A 15,522-nucleotide genomic window follows, 5' to 3' on the forward strand; every position below is an offset into this window, starting at 1 on the left:
ATCGTCGTGATCGCGGCCGTGCTCTGATGGCCGAGCCCCTGCTGCGCGCGCTGAACCGGATGCGCGACCACCTCCTCGACCCCGACGCACTCGTCAAGGCGGTGGCGTCCGGGCGGCAGAAGGGCACCCAGCCCACGTGGCGGCGCGCCGAGCTGCGCTACGTCGACCTGAAGGCCGGCCGGCACCTCCAGGTCACGACGTACGACGACACCCAGGCGCACACCGCGAACCACGCGCTGGCCCCCTCCGACGGGGCGAGCGCGGCTCGGGAGGCGGTCGACACCCTGCTCGACGAGCCGTTCGGCAACTGGCACGTCGACACCACCACGCAGAGCCACCAGCTGCGGGTGACCAAGAAGCTCGAGGCGGTCGTCCACACGACCGACCGGGCCCAGCCGGTCGAGATCGAGCGCGGCCACGACCGCGACAAGCCTCGGCTGCTGCCCGAGGACGACCCGGTGTTCGTGGCGCTGGGCATCTCCGACGAGTCCGGTCGGCTCAAGCCGAGCCGCCAGGCGAAGTATCGGCAGGTCGAGGAGTTCCTGCGGCTGCTGGACTCCTCGATCACCGACGCCCTGGACAAGGGCCATCTGCGCCGGCCGACCGCCGAGGAGCCGCTGCGCATCGCCGACCTCGGGTGCGGCAACGCCTACCTGACGTTTGCGGCACAGCGGTTCCTCACGGGCGTCCGCGGGCTCCCGGTCCGGCTGACCGGCGTCGACGTCAAGGAGCAGTCCCGCGAGCACAACGCGGCCGTGGCCGAGCGCCTGGGGGTCGGCGCGAGCTTCGTCGTCGGCACGATCGGTGGCGTCACGCTCGACCCGCCACCGGAGGTGGTGCTGGCCCTGCATGCTTGCGACACCGCGACCGACGAGGCGCTCGCCCAGGCGGTGTCCTGGGAGGCCCAGCTGGTACTGGCCGCGCCGTGCTGCCACCACGACATCGCCGCGCAGCTGCGCCGCTCGCCGACGCCCTCGCCGTACGCGATGATCACCCGCCACGGGATCCTCCGCGAGCGGCTGGCCGACACGCTCACCGACGCGCTGCGCGCCTCACTGATGCGCCAGCAGGGGTACCGCGTCGATGTCGTGCAGTTCGTGGAGAGCCAGCACACCCCGCGCAACACCATGCTGCGCGCGGTCCGCACCGGAGCTCCGGTCACGGGTGGCTCGGTGCGCAAGGAGTACGACGAGCTCGTCGACACCTGGGGCATCAGCCCCGCCTTGGCCCGGCTGCTCGACGCCCGCTGATGCTCGACCGGGTCCTCGGTCTCGCCTCGGCCGCCTCGTTCCTGGTCGGGTCGCTCGCCGGGCCCGCCGAGCCGCACGCGACCGTCGACCTGACCTTCGCGGACCCGGCCATCGTGGAGTCCAGCGGGCTGGTGGTCCGCGACGGGCTGTTCGTGACCACCAACGACTCCGGTGACCGCGGCCGGATCTTCGTCGTCGATCGCTCGGGGCAGACCGTCGGGACCACCTCCTGGGCGGTCGAGCCGGAGGACGTGGAGGCGCTCGCACCGGCGGGGCCCGGCTCGGTCTGGGTCGCCGACATCGGCGACAACGGGGCGTCCCGGGACTCGATAGAGATGCTCAGGGTGCCGTACGGCCGCGGCGACCGCACCGTCGAGCCGCCGACCTACACGATGGTCTACCCCGACGGCGCGCACGACGCCGAGGCGCTGCTCGCGCACCCGCGCACCGGGCAGCTCTTCGTCGTCACCAAGAACCTCTTCGGCGGCACGCTGTACGCCGCGCCGCGCCGGCTGTCCACCGAGCGGCCCAACCGGCTGCGCGCGGTCGCGGACTCGCTGGCCTTCGTCACCGACGGCGCCTTCCTGCCGGACGGTCGGCACTACCTGCTGCGCGACTACGGCGCCGCGGCCGTCTACACCTTCCCCGGCCACGACCGGGTCGCGTCTTTCCGGCTGCCCTCGCAGCAGCAGGGGGAGGGGATCGCGGTCGCCCCGGACGGGTCGGTGCACATCAGCACCGAGGGCCAGTTCAGCAAGGTGCTGCGGGTCGACCTGCCCGCCGACGTCGAGCGGGTGCTGCGGCCACCGCCGCAGGAGCCGTCGGCGACGCCGTCGCCCCCCGCGGCCGGATCGCAGCCCGGGGGCGATGGTGGCGGCGACCCGTGGTGGCCCTGGCTGCTGGGTGGCGCGATCGTCGCCGGGTTTGTCGGCCTGATCGCGCGGCTACTGACGCGCCATGGTGCGGCTGCGTAGGACGTCGCCCGGCCAGCCGGGCTGGACCCGGCGCCGGGCGGGGAGGGGGTTCGTCTACCTCGACGAGCAGGGCTCCCGCCTGCCCGACGAGGACGCGCAGCGGGTCCGCGACCTCGTCATCCCACCGGCCTGGACCGACGTGTGGGTCACGCCGTACGACAACGGGCACCTGCAGGCGGTCGGCACCGACGACGCCGGTCGGCGCCAGTACCTCTACCACCCGGACTGGCGGGCCCGGCGGGACGCCGAGAAGTTCGACCGGATGCTCGAGTTCGGCAAGGCACTGACCAGGGCCCGCGAGCTCGTCGTGCGCGACCTCGGCCTGGAGGGGATGCCGCTCGAGCGGGCCTGCGCGGCCGCGGTCCGGCTGCTCGACCTGGGCTACTTCCGGATCGGCAACGACGTGTACTCCGACGCCCACGGGTCGTTCGGGCTGACGACGCTCGAGCGCCGGCACGTGCGCCGCCACCAGGACCGGCTGGTGTTCGCGTTCGTCGGCAAGTCCGGGGTCGAGCACCGGATCGAGATCGACGACGCGGTCGTGATCGAGGCGATCGACGTGATGCGCCGCCGCCGCAGTGCGGACCTGCGGCTGTTGGCCTACAAGAACGGCCGCGGCTGGCGCTCGGTGCTGCCCGAGCTGGTCAACGACTACGTGCGTTCGTCGACCGGCCTCGAGGCGACGGCGAAGGACTTCCGGACCTGGCACGCCACCGTGCTCGCCGCGGCGGCGCTCGCCGAGACGCCGGAGCCGGGCCGGTCGGCGGCCTCGCGCAAGCGGGCGGTCGCCGGGGCGATGAAGGAGGTGGCGTCCTTCCTCGGCAACACCCCGACGCTGGCGCGCTCGTCGTACGTCGACCCGCGCGTCGTCGACGCCTACGAGGAGGGCCGGACGATCGCGCGGGCCACCGGGCGCGCCTACGACAGCCCCGACGAGCGGCAGGCGGCGCTGGAACGTGCGACGCTGAGGCTGCTCAAGGAGGTATAGGGCGTGTCTCCCAAGTCCATGGCCTGCTGCGCGTCGCCCATCACGCGCTCTCGCTGCGTTGCCGTCGCTCGACAGACAAGCCCGGTATGCCTTCGCCCCGCCGCCTTGCGAGAGCACGCGCTGGACGACGCTCGCGACGGCCGAGACTTGAGAGGCACGCCCTGATGGACATCACCGTCGTGCAGGGCGACATCACCCGGCAGGAGGTCGACGCCGTGGTCAACGCCGCGAGCTCGCGGATGCGCGGCGGTGGCGGGGTGGACGGTGCCATCCACCGGGCCGGCGGGCCGGCGGTGCTCGAGGACTGCGTCCGCCGGTTCCCCGACGGGCTGCCGACCGGCGAGGCCGGCTGGACCACCGCGGGCGACCTGCCCGCCCGCTGGGTCATCCACGTCGTCGGCCCGAACCACGCCGCCGGCCAGCGGGACCGCTCGCTGCTGCTGTCCTGCTACACCCGCGCGCTGGCCGTCGCCGACGAGCTCGGCGCGGCCACCCTCGCCTTCCCCCTGGTCTCCGCGGGGATCTACGGCTGGCCCAAGGACGACGCGGTCGCCGCCGCCCTCGAGGCCCTCCGCTCCGCCGACGCGGCCGGCACCGCCGTCACCGAGGCCCGGATCGTGGCGTTCGATGCGGCGACGTACGAGCTGGTCCGCGCCGCCCTCCACGTCGAGTCGTGAGTCCCGACTCAACGCGTCAGAGGTGGTCGACCACCCAGTCGATGGAGCGGGTGAGGGCCTCGACGTCGGCGGGGTCGACGGCGGGGTACATCGCGATCCGCAGCTGGTTGCGCCCGAGCTTGCGGTACGGCTCGGTGTCGACGACCCCGTTGGCGCGCAGCACGGCGGCCACCCGGGCGGCGTCGATGCCGTCCTCGAAGTCGATGGTGCCGATCACCAGCGAGCGGTGGTCCGGGTCGGTGACGTACGGGAAGGCGTACGGCGACTTCTCCGCCCACGTGTAGAGCGTGTCCGAGGACTCCGTCGTACGCGCGACCATGCCGTCGAGCCCGCCGGAGGCGTTCATCCAGTCGAGCTGCTCGGCCATGAGGAACAGCGTCGCGACGGCCGGGGTGTTGTAGGTCTGGTTCTTCGCCGAGTTGTCGATCGCGGTCGGCAGGTCGAAGAACGCCGGGATGTGCCGGCCGGAGGCGGCCACCGTGGCCGCCCGCTCGAGGGCGGCGGGGGAGAACAGCGCGATCCACAGCCCGCCGTCGGAGGCGAAGCACTTCTGGGGAGCGAAGTAGTAGACGTCGACCTCGCGCAGGTCGACCGGAAGTCCACCCGCGCCCGAGGTCGCGTCGACGAGCACCAGCGAGCTGTCCGACGACGTGCCGGCGGGGCGTACGACGGGCGCCATCACCGCGGTCGACGTCTCGTTGTGCGCCCAGGCGTAGGCGTCGACGCCGTCCTCGGCGACGGGGGCGGGCCGCGAGCCCGGCTCGGACGCGATCACCGACGGGTCCGCGAGCCACGGGGCGGCCTTCGCGGCCTTGGCGAACTTCGAGGAGAACTCGCCGAACGTCAGGTGCTGGCTCCGCTCCTGGATCAGCCCGTACGTCGCGATGTCCCAGAACGCGGTCGCGCCGCCGTTGCCGAGCACCACCTGGTAGCCGTCGGGCAGGGAGAACAGCTCGGCCAGGCCGCTGCGGACCCGGCCGACCAGGTCGCGCACGGGCGCCTGGCGATGCGACGTACCCATCAGCGTCGATCCGGTCGCGGCGAGCGCGTCGAGGTGGGCGGTCTGGATCTTCGACGGTCCGGCTCCGAACCGGCCGTCGGCGGGGAGCAGGTCGCGGGGGATCTGCAGGGCGTCGGTCATGGACAACCTTCCAGGGTGGATCGGTGGAGTTCCTGACCACGCTGTCAGCGGCCCTATTGTGTCACTGCCGTCGCAGACGTTGCTCGAGGAGTCCAGATGACCGTCGCCTTCATGGGTGGGTTCCTGGGTACGGCCGCCCGCTATGGCGCGGGCGAGACCATGCCGGTCGTCAAGGACTCCGCGACCTACCTCAGCGACGGCGAGGGCATCCTGGGCGCCGGCCGCACCACCGGCTCGTACTGCTCGAGGTGTGGCGTGCGCACCGGCGCGGACGCCAGGACCTGCGACCCCTGCGGCTCCGCCCTTGGCTGAGCCGCTGGAGGTCCGCCGCGTCGGCTACGGCCACCCCGACGCGCTGCGCCTGATCGCCGAGGTGCAGGCCGAGTACGTCGTGCGCTACGGCGGGCCGGACGAGACGCCGCTGGACCCGCTGATGTTCGAGCCGCCCGCGGGCAGCTTCTACGTCGGGTACCTCGACGGCGTCCCGGTCGCGACCGGCGCCTGGCGGCGCTCCACGGTCGAGGCGTTCGGCACCACCGCCACGGTCGAGGTCAAGCGGATGTACGTCGCCCCCACGGCACGCGGGCGCGGCCTGGGCCGGCTGATGCTCGCCCGGCTCGAGCAGAGCGCGGCAGCGCACGGCGCCGAGGCGGTGGTGCTCGAGACCGGGCTGCGCCAGCCCGAGGCGATCGCACTCTACGAGTCGGCCGGCTACCTCCCGGTGCCCGCGTTCGGCTACTACAAGGACGCCCCGCTGTCGCGTTGCTACGGCCGGCGCCTGGTGCCGGTCGCCGGATAGGACCGCGAGTTCTCCCGAACCACCACGCGGGTGCTGGTCTAGACCTATCCTTGTCGATCGTGCGTCTCGGAATCCCGCTGCTCCTCGCTCTCCTGCTCGGCCTCGCCGGCGCCGCTCCGGCGGCCGCCGAGATCGAGGGCTACGCGTCGTACGACGCCTCCTCGACCTGCCACCCGAAACCGCGGGCCGGCACGGAGTACCTCGGCCGGTGGGTCGCGCGGCACTACGGCGGTGGTTACGTCGGCTTCGGCCGGTCCTGCTCGAAGAAGGACGGTCCCACCTCCGAACACCAGACCGGTCGCGCCTTCGACTGGAGCCTGGACGCCTCGAGCAAGCGGGACCGGAGCACCGCCCGGGAGTTCATGCGGCGGGTCTTCGCGGCGGACGGCCGCGGGAACGAGGACGCGCTGGCCCGCCGGATGGGGATCATGTACCTGATCTGGGACGACCAGATGTATCCCGCGTGGACCGGGTTCCGTCCCGAGCCCTACCTCTCCTCGAGCTGCAAGACGCGGAAGAAGTGCTCACGGACGCTGCGCCACCGCGACCACGTGCACGTCTCGCTCAGCCGTCCTGGCGCCCGGGGCGTCACCAGCTGGTACGACGGGCGCCTCTAGCCGGGCTTGCGGATCTGCCGACGGCGGTCGAGTCCGAGGTGCTCAGCACCTCCCGGCCAAGGCCGTCACTTCGCTCACCGCGCCCACTCCGCGCGCCAGCCGGCCACCTCCGAGGCGGGCCGTGACGACGGCCCGGTGTAGACGGCCGAGGGCCGGATCAGCCGGCCGGTGCGCTTCTGCTCGAGGATGTGCGCCGACCAGCCGCCCGTGCGGGCGCAGGTGAACATCGAGGTGAACATGTTCGCGGGCACCTCGGCGAAGTCGAGCACGATCGCGGCCCAGAACTCCACGTTGGTCTCCAGGACCCGGTCCGGCCGGCGCTCGCGCAGCTCGGCGAGCGCCGCTCGCTCCAGTTCCTCGGCGACCTCGTAGCGCGGGGCGGCCAGCTCCTTCGCCGTACGCCGCAGCACCCGGGCCCGGGGGTCCTCCGCGCGGTAGACGCGGTGGCCGAAGCCCATCAGCCGCTCGCCGTCGTCGAGCAGCTCCTTGACGTAGGACCGGGCGTCGCCGTCGCGCTTCTCGACCTCCTCGATCATGCCCAGCACGCGGGAGGGGGCGCCGCCGTGCAGTGGTCCGCTCATCGCGCCGATCGCTCCGGAGAACGCTGCGGCGACATCGGCACCGGTCGAGGTGATCACGCGCGCAGTGAACGTGGAGGCATTCATCCCGTGCTCGGCCGCGGAGGACCAGTACGCGTCGATCGCATGGGCGTGCTTGGGGTCGGCCTCGCCCTTCCACCGGATCAGGAACTTCTCGGCCAGGGTGCTGCCCTTGTCGACCTCGGTCTGCGGCACGACCGGCTGGTGCAGGCCGCGAGCCGACTGTGCGGCGTACGACAGCACCATCACCGCGACCCGCGAGAGGTCCGCGCGGGCCTGCTCGTCGCTGATGTCATAGGTGGCGCGGAAGCCGAACGCCGGGGCCAGCATCGCGATCGCAGCCTGCACGTCGACGCGGACGTCGCCGGTGTGCACCGCGATGTTGTAGGCCTCGGCGGGTGGCAGGCCGGGGTCGTAGCCGCCGTCGATGAGCAGCCCCCAGACCTTCTCGAACGGCACCCGGCCGACGAGCTCCTCGATGTCCACGCCGCGGTAGCGCAGCGCCGAGCCCTCCTTGTCCGGCTCTGCGATCTCGGTCTCGAAGGCCACGACGCCCTCCAGCCCGTGCTGCACCTCGGTCATGTGACTCCTTCGCTGGACTACGCGAGCAAGCGCCCGAGGCATTGTGCCCCGGGCCGCGACTAGGGTCGAGGGCATGGGACACCTCGATCTCGCTGCTCTTCGTGAGGAGTATGCCCGGGCTGGTCTCGACGAGGCCGACCTCGCCCCCGACCCGATCGCCATGTTCGACCGTTGGATGGGCGAGGCGCACGACGCGATCCGCCACGACGCGAACGCGATGGTGCTGAGCACCGTCGGACCCGACCTGGCCCCCTCCTCGCGGATGCTGCTGCTCAAGGGCGTCGCCGAGGACGGGTTCGTCTTCTTCACCAACACCGCCTCCCTCAAGGGCCACGAGCTCGCCGCGAACCCGCGCTGCTCGCTGCTCTTCCCGTGGCACCCCCTCGAGCGGCAGGTGCGCGTCGACGGGGTCGCCGCCCCGCTCCCGCGCGCCGACGTCGAGGCGTACTTCGCCTCCCGGCCGCGGGCCTCCCAGCTCGGTGCCTGGGCCTCGCACCAGTCGGAGGTGGTGTCGGGCCGCGCCGAGCTCGAGGCCGCCTACGCGGCTGCGGAGGTCCGCTACCCCGACCAGGTCCCGACGCCGGAGGAGTGGGGCGGGTACGTCGTACGCCCCGAGGTCGTCGAGTTCTGGCAGGGCCGCACCGGCCGCCTGCACGACCGCCTGCGCTACCGCCGTACCCCCGGCGGGTGGGTCACCGAGCGCCTCGCTCCCTGAGCGGTAGTCCCTGACGGTTGTGCGGCGGATCCGCGGGCGAGACCGCGCAATCGTCAGGGACTATCGGAAATGAAGTTGTGAGTGAGTGCTCACTCACTTACTCTCGATCCTCATGGAGGCGAAGAGGGAGCGCGCCCGGCCGCTGTCGCCGGAGGAGCGGCGGGAGGCGATCATCGCGGCCACCCGGCCGCTGCTCTACGAGCACGGTCGGGCCACGACCACCCGGCTGATCGCGGAGGCAGCCGGGATCGCGGAGGGCACGATCTTCCGGGCGTTCGCGTCCAAGGACGAGCTCTTCGACGCCGTGCTGGAGGCAGAGTTCGACCCGACGGCCTTCCTCGACGACGTCGCGAGGATCGACCCGGCGCTGGACCTGCGCGACCGGCTGGTCACCTACACCACCCTGCTCCAGCGCCGGTTCGTCGGCATCTTCACGCTGATGGCCGCGATGGGGATGCGCAAGCCGCCGGACAGCCTGGGCGCCCCCGAGCTGCGCAAGCGGCTCGCCAACGAGGGACTCGCGCGACTCCTGGAGCCGGACGCAGACCGGTTCACGATCCCCGTCGACCGCGTGGTCCACCTCTTCCGGCTGCTCACCTTCTCGGGCAGCCACCCCCACATCTCCGACCAGCGTCCGCTCTCCCCCGAGGAGATCGTCGACGTGGTCCTCCACGGCGTGCTGAGAGACGAGGAAGCCTGATGATGCTCCGACTGCTGCGCGAGCGGCTCGCGCCGTACCGCACCTGGCTCGCCCTGGTCGTGGTGCTCCAGTTCGTCGGCGTGGTCGCGATGCTCTACCTGCCCAGCCTGAACGCCGACATCATCGACGAGGGCGTAGCCAAGGGCGACACCGGCTTCATCGTGCGGGCCGGGGCGATCATGCTCGCGGTCTCGCTGGTGCAGATCGTGTGCTCGGTCAGCGCCGTCTGGTTCGGCGCGCGTACGGCGATGGGCTTCGGGCGCGACGTCCGCGCCGCGCTGTTCCACCGCGTCGGGACGTTCTCGACGCGCGAGGTCCAGCACTTCGGGGCGCCGTCCCTGATCACCCGGGGCACCAACGACGTCCAGCAGGTGCAGATGCTCGTACTGATGGCCTGCACGATCGCCGTCGCCTCGCCGATCATGATGGTCGGCGGCGTGCTTATGGCGCTGCGCGAGGACCTCGGCCTCGGCTGGATCCTGGCGGTCGTCGTGCCGGCACTGTTCCTGAGCGTCGGGTTCGTCGTGAGCCGGATGGTGCCGAGCTTCCGGGCGATGCAGTCGCGCATCGACGAGGTCAACCGGGTGCTGCGCGAACAGATCACCGGCATCCGCGTGGTCCGGGCCTTCGTGCGCGAGCCGCACGAGGCGGCGCGGTTCGGCACCGCGAACGACGAGCTCACCGACGTCGCGATCCGGGCCGGCCGCTGGCTGGCCACGATGTTCCCCCTGGTGATGCTGGTGGTGAACGTGTCCAGCGTCGGGGTGATCTGGTTCGGTGGCCATCGGGTCGACAACGGCCAGATGGAGGTCGGCGCCCTGACCGCCTTCCTCACCTATCTCATGCAGATCCTGATGTCGGTCATGATGGCGACGTTCATGCTCATGATGATCCCGCGGGCCTCGGTCTGCGCCGACCGCATCGTCGAGGTGCTCGACACCGACACCTCGGTGCCCGTGCCCGACGAACCGGTCGCGCCGGATCCCGCACTGCGCGGCCACCTCGATCTCGAACGGGTGACGTTCGCCTACCCCGGCGCCGAGTCGCCGGTGCTCCAGGACGTGACGTTGTCGGCCCGGCCGGGCCAGACCATCGCGCTCATCGGGTCGACCGGAGCCGGCAAGTCGACGCTGGTCAACCTGGTGCCGCGGCTGTTCGACGTGAGCGCGGGCGAGGTCCGCGTCGGCGGCGTCGACGTACGCCGCCTCGACCCGGAGGCGCTCTGGGCCGGGATCGGGCTGGTCCCCCAGCGGGCCTACCTCTTCTCCGGCACGATCCGCAGCAACCTGCTGCACGGCAAGCCGGACGCCACCGAGGACGAGCTGTGGCGGGCGCTGGAGATCGCCCAGGGGCGGGACTTCGTCGAGGCGCTGCCGGACGGGCTGGACGCGACCGTCGCCCAGGGCGGGACGAACTTCTCCGGCGGGCAACGCCAACGGCTTGCGATCGCGCGGGCGCTGATCCGGCGGCCCGGCATCTACCTGTTCGACGACGCGTTCTCGGCACTGGACCTGGCGACCGATGCCCGGCTGCGCGCGGCACTCGACCCCGTGACCACTGACGCGACGGTCCTGATCGTGGCCCAGCGGGTCGCCACGATCATGGACGCCGACCTCATCCTCGTGCTGGAGGAGGGCCGGGTCGTCGGCCGCGGCACCCACCACGAGCTCCTGGCCGGCAACGAGACCTACCAGGAGATCGTCACCTCCCAGCTCACGGCGGAGGAGGCGGCATGAGCGAGACGGGCTCGACCGGCTCGCCCGGCAAGGGCAAGGTCTTCGAGGCGACCGAGCGGATCCAGGCGCCCCAGGGTGGGCCGGGTCGCGGTCCGATGGGCGGCGGCATGGTCGGCCAGAAGGCGATGAGCTTCGGGCCCTCCGCGCGGCGCCTGATCGGGCGGATGCGGCCCGACCGCGCGCAGGCCGTCGTCGTGGTGCTGCTCGGGGTCGCCAGCGTTGCGCTGATGTCGAGCGGACCGCGGATCCTCGGGCACGCCACCGACCTGGTCTTCGACGGGTTCATCGGCCGGCAGTTCCCGGCCGGCACCCCCGACTCCACACTGCCCGACGCGGTGCAGGGTCGAGACGTCGTCCCCGGTCAGGGCATCGACTTCACCGCGGTCGGCCACGTGCTGCTCCTGGTGCTCGCGATCTACGCCGGCGCCTCGCTGCTCGGCTGGCTGCAGGGCTACGTGCTGAACACCGTGGTGCAGAACACCGTGCGCCGGATGCGCCAGGACGTCGAGGACAAGATCAACCGGCTGCCGCTGGGGTACTTCGACCGCTCGCCCCGGGGGGAGCTGCTGAGCCGGGTCACCAACGACATCGACAACGTCAGCCAGACCCTGCAGCAGACGATGAGCCAGCTCCTCACCTCGCTGATGACGGTGGTCGCCGTGCTCGGCATGATGTTCTGGATCTCGCCGCTGCTCGCGTTGATCGCCCTCGTGTCGGTCCCGCTCTCGCTGGTGGCGACGGCGCAGATCATGAGGCGATCACAGGGGCAGTTCGTGGCCCAGTGGCGACGTACCGGAGCACTCAACGCGCAGATCGAGGAGGCGTTCTCCGGGCACGCGCTGGTCAAGGTCTTCGGTCGCCGTGAGGAGATCGAGCGGACCTTCGCCGAGGAGAACGAGAAGCTCTACCAGGTCAGCTTCGGCGCCCAGTTCGTCAGCGGCCTGATCATGCCGTCGATGATGTTCATCGGGAACCTCAACTACGTCGCGATCGCGGTGATCGGGGGACTGCGGGTCGCCAGCGGCTCGTTGTCGCTGGGCGACGTGCAGGCGTTCATCCAGTACACCCGGCAGTTCACGCAGCCGCTCACGACGGTGGCGTCGATGGCGAACCTGCTCCAGTCCGGCGTCGCGTCGGCGGAGCGCGTCTTCGAGCTGCTCGACGCCGACGAGGAGCCGCTGGACCCGGCCGCGCTGCGCACGCCGGCCGTCCGTCGTGGCGAGGTCGCCGTCGAGCGCGTCTCGTTCCGGTACGACGAGGACCGCCCGCTGATCTCGGACCTCTCCCTGGTCGCCCGGCCGGGGCAGACCGTGGCGATCGTCGGCCCGACCGGCGCCGGAAAGACGACGCTCGTGAACCTGGTGATGCGGTTCTACGACGTGGACGCCGGCCGGATCACCCTGGACGGCGTGGACATCGCGGGGATGCCCCGGTCGGTCCTCCGCGGGCAGATCGGGATGGTGCTCCAGGACACCTGGCTGTTCGAGGGCACGATCCGCGACAACATCGCCTACGGACGTCCGGACGCGACCGACGAGCAGGTGCTCGAGGCGGCGCGCGCGACGTACGTAGACCGCTTCGTGCATGCGCTCCCCGACGGCTACGACACGGTCATCGACGAGGAGGGGTCGAACCTCTCGGCCGGCGAGCGTCAGCTCGTCACCATCGCCCGGGCGTTCCTCACGGACCCGGCCCTGCTGATCCTCGACGAGGCGACCTCGTCGGTGGACACCCGCACCGAGCTCCTGCTCCAGCACGCGATGGCGGCGCTGCGCACCGACCGCACGTCGTTCGTGATCGCGCACCGGCTCAGCACGATCCGCGACGCGGACCTGATCCTGGTGATGGAGGACGGGGCGATCGTCGAGCAGGGCACCCACGACCAGCTGCTGACCGCCGCAGGAGCCTATGCCCGGCTCTACAACGCCCAGTTCCAAGCGGCCGAGGTCGGCTGACCGGGGCTGGCTGCCGGGTCTCCGCCGGACGTCATACGGACGGAGCAAGCGGTAACACCCTCCGTATGACCTCCCGGGACCCCAGCGGTGGCCGCGGTTCGGTTGCGGGGGCACCGCCGGCCCGACCCATCGGCCCGGTTAATCCCTTGAACGCCCCGGCGCCGCGACCTACCGTGAGCGGACACGGGAAAGGAGGTGGTCCGAAGAATGAGTTCTTCCAGGACGCGTGAGGTGGCTGCCCGCTAGCAGCCCACCAGCAACACCCGGGGTGGAAGTGCCCCGGGACGGCTGCTGGCGAATCCCAGGCAGTCACCCGACCCGCAGGCGATCCGGTCATCACGTCCACCGGAGCGGTCTCCTCGGAGGCCGGCGCCTGCGGGTCGCTGCATGTCCGGGTCAGGCGGCGCCCTCCGAGGCCGCGTCGGCAGCCGCCACCTCCGGCGCCAGCTCCGGTGCGATCCCCATCGCGACCGGCGCGGGCTCGACAGCCACCTGCTGGGCACGGTTGGACTCGACCGCCTGCTCGGAGAGCGACGCGACGAGCGAGCACACCGCCCAGACGCCGACGGCGCAGAGCATCAGCCGGACCAGGGCCGTGTCGACCGAGAGGGTGCCGGCCACACGGGCCGCGTAGATGGCCGGCGACCCGACCAGGAGGGTTCCGGTCACGACGGGCCACGAGATCGGGTTCATGCGTTCACCGCCAGCGGCACGTCGACGCCGACGGTGCCCTCGGAGCGGATCTGCTCGGCGCCGAGCAGCTCTTGGTAGGAGAGGACGGCCAGCCGCGGGACGATCGGGTGCACCAGCCGGTGCACCGCTGCCCGGAGCTGGGGTGCGCACACGAGGACCGGCCGCAGGTTGCGGTTCTCGACCGTCGTCACCAGCTGCGCGAGGTTCGTGAGCAGCGCCTGGCTGGACTCGGGGTCGAGCGCGATCGCGTAGCCGAACTCCGAGGGCCGCAGCGACTCGAGCACCCGCTGCTCGAGCTGCGGCTCGAGGGTGATCACGTGCAGCGCCTTGTCGACGATGTACGGCGCCGCGATCGCCGGGCCGAGAGCCCGACGAGCGGCCTCGACCAGCGGGTCGAGGTCCTTGGTCCGGCCGGCCTGCAGGGACAGCGCCTCGAAGATGCGCACCAGGTCGCGGATCGAGACGCCCTCCTCGAGCAGCTGCTGGAGCACCCGCTGGATCTCGCCGAGGCTGAGCGGGGTCGGGGTGAGCTCCTCGACCACGACCGGGTGCGAGCGCTTCACCACGTCGGTCAGCATCCGGACGTCCTCGCGGCCGAGCAGCTGGGCGGCGTTCTGGGTGACGACCTCGGCGAGGTGGGTGGTGATCACCGATGCGCGGTCGACGACCGTCGCGCCGGAGAGCTCCGCCTGGCTGCGCATCGACGCGGGGATCCACCGGGCCTCGAGGCCGAAGACCGGCTCCTTGGTCGCCTCACCAGGGAGCGATCCGAGGAAGTCGCCGATCGCCAGCACGGTGCCCGGAGGCGCCTCGCCGCGGGCGACCTCGATGCCGAACAGCATGATCGCGTAGGTGCGCGAGGGCAGCTGGGGGTTGTCGCGCGTGCGGACCGGCGGCGCCACGATGCCGAGGTCGGTCGCGATCTTCCGACGCAGCGACTTGACCCGTTCGAGCAGGTCGCCGCCGCTGGAGGGGTCCACGAGGTCGATCAGGTCGGCCGACAGCTCGAGACCGAGCGGGTCGACCTGGATCTCGGCGGCGAGCAGCTCCGGGGTGTCCACGGTCGCGATCGCCGTGGTGGCCGCGGCCGGCTCCGGGTCCTCGACGGCCTCCTTGATCCGGGAGGATGCGATCAGCATCAGTCCGCCGGCCAGCACGAACGGGATCTTCGGCAGGCCGGGGATCAGGCACAGCGTGAGCGCCGCGAAGCCCGCGATCCGGAGCGGGGTCCGGTTCGCGGTGACCTGGCGCATGATGTCGGTGCCCATGTCGTTCTCGCCGGTGGCCCGGGTGACGATCAGGCCGGTCGCGACCGAGAGCAGCAGCGCGGGGATCTGCGAGACCAGGCCGTCGCCGACGGACAGCAGGCTGTACGTCGTGACCGCCTCGCCGAACGGCATGCCGAGCTGGCCGACGCCGACGGCGAAGCCACCGATCAGGTTGACCAGCGTGATGATGATCGCGGCGATCGCGTCGCCCTTGACGAACTTGGACGCACCGTCCATCGCGCCGTAGAAGTCGGCCTCGGCGTGCACCTCGGCCCGGCGCCGACGGGCCTCGTCCTCGTCGATGAGACCCGAGTTCAGGTCCGCGTCGATGGCCATCTGCTTGCCGGGCATCGCATCGAGGGTGAACCGGGCGCCGACCTCGGCGACCCGACCGGCACCGTTGGTGATGACGACGAACTGGATGACCAGCAGGATCGCGAACACGATCAGACCGACGATCAAGGACCCGCCGACGACGAAGTGGCCGAACGTGTCGATCACCTTGCCGGCGAAGCCGTCGAGCAGCACGAGGCGGGTGGCGCTCACGTTCAGCGCGAGGCGGAACAGCGTCATCACCAGGATGACCGCCGGGAACGCGGCGAAGTCGAGGGGGCGGCGGACGAACATCGCCGTCATCAGCACCAGGAGCGCCACCGTGATGTTGAGCGCGATCAGCAGGTCGAGGAGCATCGCGGGCAGGGGCACCACGAGCATCACGACGATCATCACGATGCCGATCGGCACCGCCAGCTGGCTCAGCCGCTTCAGTGGCACGAGCTCCTCCAGGCGAGACGGGTTGATGAGGCGGGCGCCGTCCTTGGCACCGCT

At 71.6% G+C, this 15,522-nt stretch carries 15 protein-coding genes; 11 read left to right on the forward strand and 4 right to left on the reverse strand.

Going from position 1 to position 15,522, the window contains the following annotated elements; all coding sequences use genetic code 11:
* Positions 1-26: 26 nt before the first annotated feature.
* From NOCA_RS05085 to NOCA_RS05100, 4 genes are all read left to right on the forward strand, one after another.
* Entirely contained in the window at positions 27-1,250 is a 1,224-nt protein-coding gene (locus NOCA_RS05085) for a class I SAM-dependent methyltransferase (RefSeq protein WP_011754200.1), read from the forward strand.
* Positions 1,250-2,224 (forward strand): hypothetical protein, encoded by a 975-nt coding sequence (locus NOCA_RS05090; RefSeq protein ID WP_011754201.1) that lies wholly within the window; start codon positions 1,250-1,252, stop codon positions 2,222-2,224. Before NOCA_RS05085 ends, NOCA_RS05090 begins: the two co-directional genes overlap by 1 nt.
* A complete protein-coding gene (locus NOCA_RS05095; RefSeq protein WP_011754202.1) occupies positions 2,208-3,212 on the forward strand; it encodes a DNA topoisomerase IB in 1,005 nt (334 codons plus the stop codon). The genes NOCA_RS05090 and NOCA_RS05095 overlap by 17 nt, the downstream gene beginning before the upstream one ends.
* Before the next feature lie 161 nt (positions 3,213-3,373).
* On the forward strand, positions 3,374-3,889 hold the full coding sequence (locus NOCA_RS05100) for an O-acetyl-ADP-ribose deacetylase (protein ID WP_086000426.1): 516 nt from the start codon (positions 3,374-3,376) through the stop codon (positions 3,887-3,889).
* 16 nt (positions 3,890-3,905) lie between these two features.
* On the opposite strand, the gene serC is transcribed toward NOCA_RS05100, so the two are convergent.
* Positions 3,906-5,030: a phosphoserine transaminase gene (gene serC / locus NOCA_RS05105; protein WP_011754204.1), complete on the reverse strand. Its 1,125-nt coding sequence runs from the start codon at positions 5,028-5,030 to the stop codon at positions 3,906-3,908.
* A 96-nt stretch (positions 5,031-5,126) separates the two neighbouring features.
* On the opposite strand from serC, the gene NOCA_RS28160 reads away from it, so the two are divergent.
* Genes NOCA_RS28160 through NOCA_RS05120 form a run of 3 tightly spaced genes read left to right on the forward strand, consistent with a single transcriptional unit; the run spans position 5,127 to position 6,446 of the window.
* Positions 5,127-5,342 carry a hypothetical protein gene (locus NOCA_RS28160; RefSeq protein ID WP_041546222.1) on the forward strand — a complete coding sequence of 72 codons (216 nt, stop codon included), beginning with the start codon at positions 5,127-5,129 and terminating at the stop codon, positions 5,340-5,342.
* A complete protein-coding gene (locus tag NOCA_RS05115) occupies positions 5,335-5,829 on the forward strand; it encodes a GNAT family N-acetyltransferase (RefSeq protein WP_011754205.1) in 495 nt (164 codons plus the stop codon). The genes NOCA_RS28160 and NOCA_RS05115 overlap by 8 nt, the downstream gene beginning before the upstream one ends.
* A gap of 59 nt (positions 5,830-5,888) precedes the next feature.
* On the forward strand, positions 5,889-6,446 hold the full coding sequence (locus NOCA_RS05120; RefSeq protein WP_011754206.1) for a hypothetical protein: 558 nt from the start codon (positions 5,889-5,891) through the stop codon (positions 6,444-6,446).
* 74 nt (positions 6,447-6,520) lie between these two features.
* On the opposite strand, the gene NOCA_RS05125 is transcribed toward NOCA_RS05120, so the two are convergent.
* Positions 6,521-7,627 (reverse strand): citrate synthase 2, encoded by a 1,107-nt coding sequence (locus tag NOCA_RS05125; RefSeq protein WP_011754207.1) that lies wholly within the window; start codon positions 7,625-7,627, stop codon positions 6,521-6,523.
* A 73-nt stretch (positions 7,628-7,700) separates the two neighbouring features.
* Between NOCA_RS05125 and pdxH the strand changes: the two genes are divergently transcribed.
* The 4 genes from pdxH to NOCA_RS05145 all read left to right on the forward strand — a co-directional run bounded on the left by pdxH (position 7,701) and on the right by NOCA_RS05145 (position 12,733).
* Positions 7,701-8,342 (forward strand): pyridoxamine 5'-phosphate oxidase, encoded by a 642-nt coding sequence (gene pdxH / locus NOCA_RS05130; RefSeq protein WP_011754208.1) that lies wholly within the window; start codon positions 7,701-7,703, stop codon positions 8,340-8,342.
* A 112-nt stretch (positions 8,343-8,454) separates the two neighbouring features.
* Positions 8,455-9,042: a TetR/AcrR family transcriptional regulator gene (locus tag NOCA_RS05135; RefSeq protein WP_041546225.1), complete on the forward strand. Its 588-nt coding sequence runs from the start codon at positions 8,455-8,457 to the stop codon at positions 9,040-9,042.
* A complete protein-coding gene (locus tag NOCA_RS05140) occupies positions 9,042-10,778 on the forward strand; it encodes an ABC transporter ATP-binding protein (protein WP_011754210.1) in 1,737 nt (578 codons plus the stop codon). The genes NOCA_RS05135 and NOCA_RS05140 overlap by 1 nt, the downstream gene beginning before the upstream one ends.
* Entirely contained in the window at positions 10,775-12,733 is a 1,959-nt protein-coding gene (locus NOCA_RS05145) for an ABC transporter ATP-binding protein (RefSeq protein ID WP_011754211.1), read from the forward strand. The genes NOCA_RS05140 and NOCA_RS05145 overlap by 4 nt, the downstream gene beginning before the upstream one ends.
* Before the next feature lie 396 nt (positions 12,734-13,129).
* Here NOCA_RS05145 and NOCA_RS05150 read toward each other — a convergent pair whose 3' ends face one another.
* Together NOCA_RS05150 and flhA are read right to left on the reverse strand one after the other, a co-directional pair.
* Positions 13,130-13,402, reverse strand: coding sequence for a hypothetical protein (locus NOCA_RS05150; protein ID WP_140403811.1), 273 nt, complete (start codon positions 13,400-13,402; stop codon positions 13,130-13,132).
* Between the two features lie 20 nt (positions 13,403-13,422).
* On the reverse strand, positions 13,423-15,468 hold the full coding sequence (gene flhA / locus NOCA_RS05155; protein WP_011754213.1) for a flagellar biosynthesis protein FlhA: 2,046 nt from the start codon (positions 15,466-15,468) through the stop codon (positions 13,423-13,425).
* Between the last annotated feature and the right edge of the window lie 54 nt (positions 15,469-15,522).

The sequence above is a fragment of the Nocardioides sp. JS614 genome, from assembly GCF_000015265.1.
Taxonomy (GTDB): domain Bacteria; phylum Actinomycetota; class Actinomycetes; order Propionibacteriales; family Nocardioidaceae; genus Nocardioides.

Coding starts and splice junctions, on each gene's coding strand:
- NOCA_RS05145 (WP_011754211.1), top strand. CDS start 10,775: ATGAGCGAGACGGGCTCGACCGGCTCGCCCGGCAAGGGCAAGGTCTTC.
- serC (WP_011754204.1), bottom strand. CDS start 5,030: ATGACCGACGCCCTGCAGATCCCCCGCGACCTGCTCCCCGCCGACGGC.
- NOCA_RS05090 (WP_011754201.1), top strand. CDS start 1,250: ATGCTCGACCGGGTCCTCGGTCTCGCCTCGGCCGCCTCGTTCCTGGTC.
- NOCA_RS28160 (WP_041546222.1), top strand. CDS start 5,127: ATGACCGTCGCCTTCATGGGTGGGTTCCTGGGTACGGCCGCCCGCTAT.
- NOCA_RS05085 (WP_011754200.1), top strand. CDS start 27: ATGGCCGAGCCCCTGCTGCGCGCGCTGAACCGGATGCGCGACCACCTC.
- NOCA_RS05125 (WP_011754207.1), bottom strand. CDS start 7,627: ATGACCGAGGTGCAGCACGGGCTGGAGGGCGTCGTGGCCTTCGAGACC.
- NOCA_RS05140 (WP_011754210.1), top strand. CDS start 9,042: ATGATGCTCCGACTGCTGCGCGAGCGGCTCGCGCCGTACCGCACCTGG.
- pdxH (WP_011754208.1), top strand. CDS start 7,701: ATGGGACACCTCGATCTCGCTGCTCTTCGTGAGGAGTATGCCCGGGCT.
- NOCA_RS05135 (WP_041546225.1), top strand. CDS start 8,455: ATGGAGGCGAAGAGGGAGCGCGCCCGGCCGCTGTCGCCGGAGGAGCGG.
- NOCA_RS05095 (WP_011754202.1), top strand. CDS start 2,208: ATGGTGCGGCTGCGTAGGACGTCGCCCGGCCAGCCGGGCTGGACCCGG.